Origin of the sequence: Paractinoplanes deccanensis, from assembly GCF_016862115.1 — a bacterium.
Classification (GTDB): domain Bacteria; phylum Actinomycetota; class Actinomycetes; order Mycobacteriales; family Micromonosporaceae; genus Actinoplanes; species Actinoplanes deccanensis.
In genome coordinates, this window is record NZ_BOMI01000015.1 from 29,950 (window position 1) to 41,083 (window position 11,134).

General features: G+C 71.0%; 8 protein-coding genes. 4 read left to right on the forward strand and 4 right to left on the reverse strand.

All coding sequences use genetic code 11. The annotated features are described in order from the left end of the window. The first annotated feature begins 82 nt into the window (after positions 1 to 82). Positions 83 to 1,039, forward strand: coding sequence for a sigma-70 family RNA polymerase sigma factor (locus tag Ade02nite_RS05475; protein ID WP_239168543.1), 957 nt, complete (start codon positions 83 to 85; stop codon positions 1,037 to 1,039). On the opposite strand, the gene Ade02nite_RS05480 is transcribed toward Ade02nite_RS05475, so the two are convergent. Beyond that, on the reverse strand, positions 953 to 1,489 hold the full coding sequence (locus Ade02nite_RS05480; RefSeq protein WP_203760407.1) for an STAS domain-containing protein: 537 nt from the start codon (positions 1,487 to 1,489) through the stop codon (positions 953 to 955). The two genes, Ade02nite_RS05475 and Ade02nite_RS05480, sit on opposite strands and share 87 nt — an antisense overlap. 100 nt (positions 1,490 to 1,589) lie before the next feature. On the opposite strand from Ade02nite_RS05480, the gene Ade02nite_RS05485 reads away from it, so the two are divergent. Next, positions 1,590 to 2,831 carry an FAD-binding protein gene (locus Ade02nite_RS05485; protein WP_203760408.1) on the forward strand — a complete coding sequence of 414 codons (1,242 nt, stop codon included), beginning with the start codon at positions 1,590 to 1,592 and terminating at the stop codon, positions 2,829 to 2,831. 33 nt (positions 2,832 to 2,864) lie between these two features. Here the strand turns inward: Ade02nite_RS05485 and Ade02nite_RS05490 are convergent, their stop codons facing one another. After that, positions 2,865 to 3,761, reverse strand: a complete 897-nt coding sequence (locus Ade02nite_RS05490) for a LysR family transcriptional regulator (protein ID WP_203760409.1) — start codon at positions 3,759 to 3,761, stop codon at positions 2,865 to 2,867. Positions 3,762 to 3,877: 116 nt separating this feature from the next. Here Ade02nite_RS05490 and Ade02nite_RS05495 point away from each other — a divergent pair, with 116 nt between their 5' ends. Next, positions 3,878 to 4,735: an NAD-dependent epimerase/dehydratase family protein gene (locus Ade02nite_RS05495; protein WP_203760410.1), complete on the forward strand. Its 858-nt coding sequence runs from the start codon at positions 3,878 to 3,880 to the stop codon at positions 4,733 to 4,735. A 282-nt stretch (positions 4,736 to 5,017) separates the two neighbouring features. Here the strand turns inward: Ade02nite_RS05495 and ftsH are convergent, their stop codons facing one another. Together ftsH and Ade02nite_RS05505 are read right to left on the reverse strand one after the other, a co-directional pair. Next, positions 5,018 to 7,054, reverse strand: coding sequence for an ATP-dependent zinc metalloprotease FtsH (ftsH, locus tag Ade02nite_RS05500; RefSeq protein WP_203760411.1), 2,037 nt, complete (start codon positions 7,052 to 7,054; stop codon positions 5,018 to 5,020). A gap of 113 nt (positions 7,055 to 7,167) precedes the next feature. Next, positions 7,168 to 7,971, reverse strand: a complete 804-nt coding sequence (locus Ade02nite_RS05505; protein ID WP_239168544.1) for a hypothetical protein — start codon at positions 7,969 to 7,971, stop codon at positions 7,168 to 7,170. Between the two features lie 1,291 nt (positions 7,972 to 9,262). On the opposite strand from Ade02nite_RS05505, the gene Ade02nite_RS05510 reads away from it, so the two are divergent. Then, entirely contained in the window at positions 9,263 to 11,005 is a 1,743-nt protein-coding gene (locus Ade02nite_RS05510; RefSeq protein ID WP_239168545.1) for a right-handed parallel beta-helix repeat-containing protein, read from the forward strand. Positions 11,006 to 11,134 lie beyond the last annotated feature (129 nt).

Sequence of the window (11,134 nt, forward strand, 5' to 3'; positions counted from 1 at the left end):
CGTGGTGTGTGCCGGGTCAGACCGGGCCGCCCGCCGGAACTCATCGCTCATCGGCGGGAGAATTTCGGCTAAGTTCTTCTGGGTGAGCGATGTGGCTACCCCCATCGAGGCTCAGCTCGAGGCGTTCCGGCCCGAGCTGACCGGCTACTGCTACCGCATGCTCGGCTCCGGCTTCGAGGCCGAGGACGCCGTGCAGGACACTCTGGTGCGCGCCTGGCGCGGCTACGACAACTTCGAGGGCCGCGCGGCGCTGCGGTCCTGGCTCTACCGGATCGCCACCAACGTCTGCCTGACCATGCTCGGCAGCGCCCAGCGCCGGGTCCGCCCGATGGACCTGGGCCCGGCCGGCTCCGGGCGCGCGGCCGACGCGGGGGAGCCGCGCCCCGAGGAGATCTGGGTCGGCCCGGTCCCCGACGACAAGGTGGTCGACCCGGCCCACGTCGTGGCCGAGCGCGAGTCGATCCGGCTGGCCTTCGTGGCCGCGCTGCAACACCTGCCGGCCAAGCAGCGCGCGGTGCTGATCCTGCGCGAGGTGCTCGCCTGGTCGGCGCAGGAGGTGGCCGACCTGCTCGACACCTCGGTCGCGAGCGTCAACAGCGCGCTCCAGCGGGCCCGGGCCACGATGGCGGCGCAGGAGAGCTTCGACGTCTACCAGCCGCTCGACGAGGACCAGAAGTCGTTGCTGGCGCGCTACGTGCGGGCCTTCGAGGCGTACGACCTGACGGCGCTCACGTCGCTGCTGCACGAGGACGCGACGCTGAACATGCCGCCGCTGCCGCTGTGGCTGCGGGGCGCCGACGACATCACGGCGTGGATGCGCGGCACGGGCTCGGGGTGCGAGGGCTCGCGCCTCGTCCCGCTGGTGGCCAACGGCATGCCGGCGTTCGGCCAATACCGGCCGTCGCTGACCGGACCGGGCCACGACCCGTGGGCGATCACCGTCCTGGAGATCTCAGACGGCCGCATCGCCCGGATGACCAACTTCCTCGACACGCAGCGGCTGTTCCCGTTCTTCGGGCTCCCGCCCCACCTGGAGTGACCCCGCTCCACCCGCCCGGCGCGGCTTGAGCGACGTCGCTTCTTCGGCCTTGCGGTCCGTCGCTCCGGTGCCTGCCCGTCGTTCGGTCGTTCGGCCCGGCCTTGCGTTGACTGTCCCTTCTCCGGCCTTCCGGGTCGCCTGGAGCGGCGCCTCTGCGAGGGCTGTCTGATCGGTATCGCCGGCCGCGGGGGTGCTCGGCTCGAGGAAGGTCTCCAGGCCGACCAGGGTCGCGAGCTCCCGCAGCTCGGGGCGCGCGCCGTGGATCGTCAGGCGGCGGCCGTGGTGCCGGGCGGCGAGGGCGAGCCGGGCCAGCGCCTCGATCGCGATCATGGTCGGCTGGGTGACGGCGCTCAGGTCGAGGACCACATCGCCCTCCCCGGCACCCACGAGCGCGGACAAAAACGAAATATCCGCCTTTGTAGGGCCGTTCGGCAGAGCGATGGTCGTCATACCAGGTACGACCGGTCATGCGCCCGAAACTCATCGTCAGCGCGTACGGATCCGAAAAGATGATCTTTAAACTCGACGGCCGAGCTTTTACGCTTGGCTGATGAGCGAGCGTGTAACCAACTGGGCCGGCAACATCGTCTTCGGCGCGCGGCGGGTGCTGCGGCCCACGTCCGTCGACGAGGTGGCCGAGATCGTCGCGGCCGGCGGCCCGATCCGGGTCCTCGGCAGCGGCCACTCCTTCAACCGGATGGCCGACACCGACGGCACCCTGGTCTCGCTCGCCGGTCTGCCCCGCGTCCTCGAGATCAGCCCCGACCGCCGGTCCGTGCGCGTCGACGGCGGCGTCCGCTACGGCGAGCTCGCCGCCTTCCTGTACGACAACGGCCTCGCCCTCGGCAACATGGCGTCGCTGCCGCACATCTCCGTGGCCGGCGCGATCATGACCGCCACCCACGGCTCCGGCGAGCGCAACAAGAACCTGGCCGCCGCGATCTCGTCGGTCGAGCTGATCGACGGCTCCGGCAAGCCGGCCACCTTCCGCCGCGGCGACGCCGACTTCCAGGGCGCGGTCGTCGGCCTCGGCGCGCTCGGCGTCGTCACCGCGCTCACGCTCGACGTCGTGCCCTCGTTCGAGCTGCGGCAGTACGTCTACGACAACCTGACGCGCGCCGAGCTCGGCCGGCACTTCGACGAGGTCATGGGCAACGGCTACAGCGTCAGCCTGTTCACCGACTGGACCAGCGCCGACGTCAACCACGTCTGGCTCAAGCGGCTCGACCCGATGGAGGGCGCCTGGTTCGGCGCCACGCCGGCCCCCGAGAAGCGCCACCCGGTGCCCGGCATGCCCGCCACGAACAGCACCGAGCAGGGCGGCGTGCCCGGCCCCTGGTACACCCGGCTGCCGCACTTCAAGCCGGAGTTCACGCCCAGCAACGGCTCGGAGCTCCAGTCCGAGTACCACGTGGCCCGGGCCGACGGCCTCGCCGCGCTGGACGCGGTCGCCGCGATCCGCGAGCAGGTGGCGCCCGTGCTCCAGGTCTGCGAGGTGCGCACGATCGCCGCCGACGACCTGTGGCTGAGCCCCAACTACGAGCGCGACAGCGTGGCCCTGCACTTCACCTGGATCGCCGACACCGAAGCGGTCCTGCCCGTGGTGTCCGCGCTCGAGGCGGCGCTGGCCCCGCTGGATCCCCGCACCCACTGGGGCAAGGTCTTCACCACCGACCCGGCGGTCATCCGCGCTCAGTACCCGCGCTTCGCCGACTTCGAGCGCCTGGCGCGGCGCCTCGACCCGAACGGCACCTTCCGCAACTCGTGGGTGGACGCGCTGCTCGGCGCCTGACCACGCTGCCGGGCCGGCCGCGCTGCTCGGCGCCTAATAGCGCTCGCGCTGCACCACGTGGGCGCCGACCAGGTCGAGGAAGGCCCTCGTCGCCCTGGTCGGCGCGAGTGACACGGCCGTGGCCACCGCGAGCGTCCACGTGGCGGCCGGCGGGTTGAGCTCGACCGGCACGACGCCGGCGTCAACCTCGGTGACCAGCGGCGGCACGAGCGCGACGCCGATGCCCGACTCGACGTAGCCGGGGACGGTGCTCAGGTCGCTGACCTCGACGGCGATCTGGCGGGCGATGCCGGCGCCGCGGAAGTCGTTGTCCGTACGCGTGCGGTTGCAGAAACCGGTGGGCAGGTCGATGAAGGGCTCACCGGCCACCTCGGCGCGGGTGACCCGCTCGCGGCCGGCGAGCGGATGGTGGGCCGGCACGAGCAGCCGCGGCTGGAACGTGGTGATCGGCTCGATCCGGATGCCGGGGATCGGGCTCTGCACGCCCACGAAGGCGACGTCCAGCGCGCCGGTGCGCAGGCTCTCCAGCAGCCCGTCCGTGCCGGCCGCGTCGACGCCGAGGCTGAGCTGCACCCGCGGGTAGCGCTCGCGGAAGTCGCGCACCAGGGACCGCAGGTCGACCACGGTGAGGCCGCTGAGGGTGCCGACGCGCAGGCTGCCGGTGACGCTGTCGCGCACCCCTTCGACGGCCGCGCGCGCCTGATCGAGCGAGTCGAGCGCGCGCCGGGCCTCGGGCAGCAGGGCCCGGCCGGCCTCGGTGAGCGTCACCTTGGTGGTGCTGCGCTCGAAGAGGGGAGCGCCCAGGTCGCGTTCGAGGGCGCGGACGCTCGCCGACACGGTCGACTGCACGGCGTGGGTGCGGCGGGCGGCCTTGGTGAAGCTGAGCTCCTCCGCGACCGCGACGAAGAACTGGAGCTGGCGCTGTTCCACCGACCCAGCTTATCGCCGAGGGCGATGAGTGGGATCAGAAGTATTCGTTGGCGGCTGATACCCGGCGCGGGTAGATCTTTGTGCAGACAACATCACGTACGAGGAGTCAGCAGCTCATGAACGTCTTCCTGGCCGGCGCGACCGGCTACATCGGCTCGGCGCTCCTTCCCGCCCTGATCTCGGCGGGCCACTCGGTCACGGCTCTGGTGCGCACCGAGGACAAGGCTTCCGCCGTACGGGCGAAAGGCGCCACCACCGTCGTGGGTGACATCGCGGACCGGGCCCTGGTGAGCCGGCTCGCCGCGGAGGCCGACGCCGTCATCACTGTGGCCTCCCCGGGCGGCGCGGACAGCAGGGACACGGAGACGGCTTTCGCCGAGGCGGTCCTCGCCGGCCTGCGTTCGGGCAAGACCTTCATCCGTACGGGCGGCATCTGGGTCCACGGCTCGGGCCTCGTCGACGAGGACACCCCTCGGGACGCGCCGGCCCTCGTGTCGTGGCGCGAGGCGGTCGACACCCGCGTGCTCCGGGCGCCCGGCATCCGGGCGATCCTGATCGAGCCGGCCGTCGTCTACGGCCACGGCGGCGGCATCCCGAACGTGGCGGTGGCGGCGGCCCGCGAGGGCACCTTCGTGGGGCCCGGCACGCAACACTGGGCGACGATCCACGTCGACGACCTGGCCGAGCTGTACGTGGCCGCGCTCGACCACGCCGAGCCCGGCTCCACGTTCCTCGGCGTGAACGGCCACAACCCGACGGTCGCCGAGATCGGCGAGGCCGCGGCCCGCCGCCTCGGCATCGGGACGCCGGCACCCGAGAGGCCGGAGGCCGTCGTGGAACGCCTCGGCGCCTTCGGCGAGGCCCTGCTCCTCGACCAGCAGGCAACGGGTGACAAGGCCCGCGGCGCCCTCTCGTGGAAGCCGTCGCGGCCCACCATCCTCGACGACATCGCCGCCGGCTCGTACGACGGCTGACAGCCCCACCTCCGCGCCCGGCCCCGAGCCGGGCGCGCTCCGTTCATCCCTCCACCGGCCCGGCTTGCCTTCACCTCTCCACCGGCCCGGCTTGCCTTCACCCCTTCGCCGGCCCGGCTTGCCTTCACCCCTTCGCCGGCCTGGCTTCTCTTCACCCCTTCGCCGGCCTGGCTTCTCTTCACCCCTTCGCCGGCCCGGCTTCTCTTTACCGCTGAACAGAGCGAAGCGGCCGGCGCCCCCACCAGGCGCCGGCCGCTTCAGCCGGGTGGGCAGTCGGGGGAGTCAGTCGGTGGAGGCCGTGTCGGCCGACACCGTGACCGGCAGGCCGGGAGCCGGCGTGGTGCCGGGAGCCTCGCCCCGGGCCACGGCGCCGGGCGCGGTGTCACGGTCGACGCCGGCGGCCGCGTAGGCGTCGGCCTCGTCCAGGGTCTCGGTCTCGAGGAGGCGGTGGGCCAGGCGGTCGAGCTGGTCGCGGTGTGCCCGCAGGACCGTCAGCGCCTCGGCGTGGCACTCCTCGACGATCCGGCGGACCTCGGCGTCGATCAGCTCCTTGGTGGCCGGCGCGATGCCGTCGAGGCCGAAGGGCGACTCTTGGCCGGGCGGCGGCAGGACGGTGACCGGGCCGATGGCGTCCGACATGCCCCACCGGCCGACCATCTGCCGGGCGATGTTGCTGACCTGGTCGAGGTCACTCTCGGCCCCGGTGGTCATGTCGCCGAAGACGACCTCCTCGGCCGCGCGGCCGCCCAGGGCACCGATGATGCGGCCCTTCAGATATTCGGCCGAATATCCGTACCGATCGGTGTTGGGGCTCTGGAAGGTGACCCCGAGGGCCTGGCCGCGCGGGATGATCGAGATCTTGCGGACCGGGTCGGCGCCCGGGGTGAGCATGCCGAGCAGCGCGTGGCCCGACTCGTGGAAGGCCGTGCGGGTCTTCTCCTCGGGGGTCAGCATGAGGCCGCGCACCGTGCCCAGGGTGATCTTTTCGAGGGCGTCGGTGAAGTCGGCGTTCGCCACCTGGTCGTGCTTGCGGCGGGCGGCGAGCAGGGCCGCCTCGTTCACGAGGTTCTTGAGGTCGGCGCCCACGAAGCCGGGCGTGGAGGACGCCAGCCCCTGAAGGTCGACGCCGGGCGCCAGCGGCACGCCGCGGGTGTGCACCTCGAGGATCTTGCGGCGGCCGGCCAGGTCGGGCGGGCTCACGGTGACCCGCCGGTCGAAGCGGCCCGGGCGCAGCAGCGCGGGGTCGAGGATCTCCGGCCGGTTGGTGGCCGCCAGCACCACCACGCCCTCGGCGCCGGTGAAGCCGTCCATCTCGGTGAGGATCTGGTTGAGCGTCTGCTCGCGCTCGTCGTTGCCGCCGAGCGACTGGGAGCCGCCGCGGGCCCGGCCGATCGCGTCGAGCTCGTCGATGAAGATGATCGACGGGGCCACCTTTTTGGCCTGGTCGAAAAGGTCGCGGACCCGGCTCGCGCCGATGCCGACGATCGCCTCGATGAACTCGGACGCCGAGATCGAGAAGAACGGCACCCGCGCCTCGCCGGCCACCGCCCGCGCCAGCAGCGTCTTACCCGTGCCGGGCGGCCCGGAGAGCAGCACGCCGTGCGGGATCTGCGCGCCGAGCTTGCGGTATTTCTGCGGCTCGCGGAGGAAGTCGACGATCTCGGTGACCTCCTGCTCGACCTCCTCGATGCCGGCCACGTCGGCGAAGGTCGTCCGCGGTCCCGACTCGGGCTGGTAGAGCTTGGCCTTGGACCGCCCGAACCCGCCGAGCCCGCCGCCCGAGAGCGCGCCCGCCGACCGCCGCGCGATCCAGACGAAGATGCCGACCAGCAGCAGCGTGGGCCCGAACCCGACGAGCAGCTGCTGCCACAGCGGCGCCGGTGCGTCGGGCGGATTGGCGTTCACCGGGACGTTCTTGGCCTGGAGCTGCGAGAAGAGGTTGTCGTCGGCGAACGACGGCCGCTCGGTCGTGAACCGCTCGACCTGCTCCGACTTCGTCTCGCCGCTCGGCGTGTAGGCCGCTTCCTTCTTGAACTGGCCCTCGATCGTCTCGCCCGTCGAGGTGATCTCGGCGACGTTGTCGGCCTGCACCTGCGACAGGAAGTACGTGTACGACACGGCCGTGCGCTCCGGTGGCGCCAGCAGCACCGACGAGATGATCCAGTTGAGCGCCAGCAGGATGACCAGCGTGACGCCGAACCGCACCCACGACGACCGCTGAGGCTTCTGCGGCCCGGGCGGCGGTGCGGGCGGCGCGCCCTCCACCTTCCACGGGTGGGGGCGGTGCGGCTGGTTCTGCTGCGGCGTTTCGGCGGGCATGTTCGCGAAGCTACCCCCGGCGTATGACGGGAATGCGTTCACGTGACGAGCGTGACTTCCGGCGGCGGGCGCCCCGGCGAGGGGCGCCCCGGCGAGGGGCGCCCGCCGTCACGTCAGTTGTTCAGCGTGCAGGGCGCCAGACCCTCGGCGTTCAGGTTGGGCTTGGCCGCGTTGCGCCCGATGGCGGTCTCGATGCGGTTGATGGTGGCGAAGCGCTTGTCCTCCAGGGGCCCGAGAATGGCGTTCTGGATGAAGTTGGCTCCGCCCTGTCCCACGGTCGAGGCGATGCGGTTGTTGGCTTCCTGGATCTGCGTGTTCAGCAGTTCCAGATTGCGCTGCACTTCCGCCTGAGCCTGCGCCGGAACGGCCGGCAGGTTCGTCAGCTGCGGGCAGTTGACCGTCGGCAGAGCCGCGTTCCCACCCGTGTCACCGCCTGTGTTGCCGCCACCCGTGTCACCGCCTGTGTCGCCGCCACCCGTGTTGCCGCCGCCGGCGCCGGGCACCTCGACTGGTTGCTGCGCCGACGTCCCGCCGTCCTCGTTCAGGGTGCAGCCCGACAATCCCTCGGCGTTCAGGTTGGGCTTGGCCGCGTTGCGCCCGATGGCCGTCTCGATGCGGTTGATGGTGGCGAACCGCTTGTCCTTCAGCGGCCCGAGAATGGCGTTCTGGATGAAGTTGGGCCCACCCTGTCCCACGGTCGAGGCGATGCGGTTGTTGGCTTCCTGGATCTGCGTGTTCAGCAGTTCCAGATTGCGCTGCACCTCGGCCTGGGCCTGCGCCGGAACAGCCGGAAGATTGTTCACCTGAGGACAGTTCACCGTAGGCACTGTCTCCGCCGCCGAAGCCACCCCGAGCCCGACGCCCGTGATGACCACAGCGACCCCCACGACACCCGCGCCGATCTGCCAGCGACGCACGTTCGCACGGGACTTGTTGAACCGGGATCTGTACATTGGGACTGCGCCTTCCGCCATGGGAGAACCGACGTGCTTCCCCCGTCCATACGGGAGCGCTCCCACGGGCGGATCAGCCCTTAAAGATTTCTTAAGACAATCCCTTTCCGGTACGCGGCAGCGGCTTCTCCACCAGCAGAAGCCCAGCCGATCCCAGCCCGGCCCGGCCCGGCCCGGCCGATCCCGGCCCGGCCCGGCCGATCCCGGCCCGGCCCGGCCGATCCCGGCCCAGCCCGGCCCAGCCCGGCCCAGCCCGGCCCGGCCCGGCCCGGCCCACGCCTCCCGCCGCGGTCGGCTGCCACTCAAGGCCACACTCCGCTGCCGGCCCGGCGCGCGTCACGACCGCCCGCCCATCAGACGCCGGCGCCATCTGCATCGCCCGGGTTGCCGCTGTCCGGGAGATGTCGTGCTGCGTCATCCACAGCGTGCAGCCGCTGTCGGATGGGTGGGTCGTGCCCGCGCGTCCACAGCGAGTTTCGCCAGACGCTGTCCATGCGCGTTGTGCCAAGGCGTGTTCACGGTGGCTGTGCCCATGCATGTCCGCGGCGGGTCGTCCCCCACGTGTGTCCACCGCGGGTTGTACCCACGTGTGTCCACCGCGGGTTGTACCCACGTGTGTCCACCGCGGGTTGTACCCACGTGTGTCCACCGCGGGTCGTCCCCACGCGTGTCCACAGTCGGTCGTCCCCGGGCTTGTCCACAGTCGGTCGTTCCCGGGCGTGTCCACCGCGGGTCGTGCCTACCCGTGTCCGCAGCCGGTCGTGCTTTACACGTGTCCACAGCCCGTTTTGTGCGGATTATTCCACAGCGGCCGTCCTGCCCCCGCTGTCCACAGCGGGCCGCGCATGGGTCGTCCACAGCCCGTTTTGCGCGAGTTGTTCCACAGCGCTGGTGCTTTGCGGGGACGAGGTGGTGCCGCGTGACTCGGGCGGGTCCGTCTCGGGTGGCGGTCTTCGGTGAGCAGGGTGACGTTCGGTGTGAGGGCTTAATCGTGGAAGGGCTGCAACAAACCTGCAAAAGGAAGCCATTGACTGGCATGGATGAGCGGTGCCATATTTCGGGTGTTGCGGTTGTGGGAGGCTGCAAATACGCGGGCAATTGTTGCAGGGATCATCCGGGAATTTCCGCGTTGGGGCTGTCGCGGATTCGTCCATCGCTCCAAGGAGAAAAGCTCATGTCAACCTCCCCTCGTGTGCGCCGGCTTGCCGGCGCTGGACTGGCTGCCGCGGTGACGGTGGCCGGAATAGCGGTTACGGTGGCCGACGCTCAGGCGGCCACGCTGTTCTCGGCCGACTTCGAGTCCGGTGGGACCAGCGGATGGTCGAAGTCCGGCGGAACGTGGTCGGTGGTCGCCGACGGGTCGCAGGTGTTGCAGCAGTCCGACGCCGGCAGCGAGCGGGCGCGGGAGTTCGCCGGGGACAGCGCCTGGACCAACTACTCCGTGCAGGCCCGGGTCAAGGCGACAGCGTTCGGGTCCAGCGCCGGCGTGGTGGCGTTGACGGCACGCGCCGCCGGGGCCACGAAGATGTACCGCCTGTCGCTGACCGGGAGCAACCGGGTCCAGTTGGAGGCGATGAACGGCAGCACGGTCAAGGTGCTGGCCGGGCTGAACCAGACGATCTCCCCGAGCAGCTGGTACACGCTGCGGCTGGCGGTCTCCGGCAGCACGATCAGCGGGACCGTCAACGGCGCGAGCGTCGGATCCGCCACCGACACGTCGATCGCCGCCGGGCGCATCGGGCTGCTCACCGAGTCGGCGGCGGGCCGGTTCGACGACGTCGTGGTCGACTCCGCGGGAGGCACGACACCGACATCGTCGCCACCCACCACGACTCCGCCCCCAACTACACCACCCACGACGACGCCACCCACCACGACACCGCCCACGACGCCGCCCACGACGCCGCCCGCCGGCGGGGCTCTCTACGTGGCGCCGAACGGCAGCGCCTCGGCCTCGGGCACGCAGGCGGATCCGACCACGCTCGCCGGCGCCATCACGCGGATCGGGGCCGGCGGGACGATCTACCTGCGCGGCGGGACCTACGCGTTCGCGCAGACCGTCACGATCGCGCCCGGCAACAACGGCACTGCTTCGGCGCGTAAGGTGCTCACCTCGTACCCCGGAGAAGTGCCGATTTTGAACTTCTCGGCGCAGGCCGAGGATCCGGCGAACCGCGGGCTCGCCGTGAACGGCAACTATTGGCACGTGCGCGGAATCGTGGTGGAGCGAGCCGGCGACAACGGCATTTTCGTCGGGGGCAGCAACAACATTTTCGAGCGTACGATCACCCGATTCAACCGGGACAGCGGGCTGCAACTGTCGCGGATCGCCTCGGACACGCCCGCCTCGCAGTGGCCGGCCAACAATCTCGTGGTGAGCGCCGAATCGCACGACAACGCGGACTCCGACGGCGAGGACGCGGACGGCTTCGCGGCGAAGCTGACGGTCGGCGGCGGGAACGTGTTCCGATATGCGGTGTCGCACAACAATATTGACGACGGATGGGACCTGTACACGAAGACCGACACCGGACCGATCGGTCCGGTGACCATCGAGGACTCGCTGTCGTACGACAACGGGACGCTCACCGACGGCAGCCAGGCCGGCAACGGCGACCGCAACGGCTACAAGCTGGGCGGCGAGGACATCGGCGTCAACCACGTGATCCGGCGCAACATCGCCTACCGCAACGGCAAACACGGCTTCACGTACAACCGGAACCTCGGCACGATGACGATCGCGAACAACGTGAGCATCGACAACGCGGAGCGCAACTTCTCGTTCGACGGTGGCACCTCGGTGTTCCGCGGCAACACGTCGTGCCGCTCCGGCAGCGGCTCCAACGACAAGATCGTCGGTGACAGCGACAGCTCGAACCAGTTCTGGAGCGGTACCAACGGCTCCCGGTGCGCGGCGCTGTCCGGCGCGCTGGCCTGGTCGTACGCCTCCGACGGCAAGCTGGTCGTGACCCTCGGCGGCCGAGTCGTCACGCCGTAGCGATGCGCTCGCTGATGTCGGGCCGCCGATCACCCGCAGCGGTGACGGCGGCCCGCATCACGGGACGCGGCCCCAGGTGGGTACGGCGTCGACGCGGCGTGGCCGGCGGCGAAGGGCGGGTCGACGTGG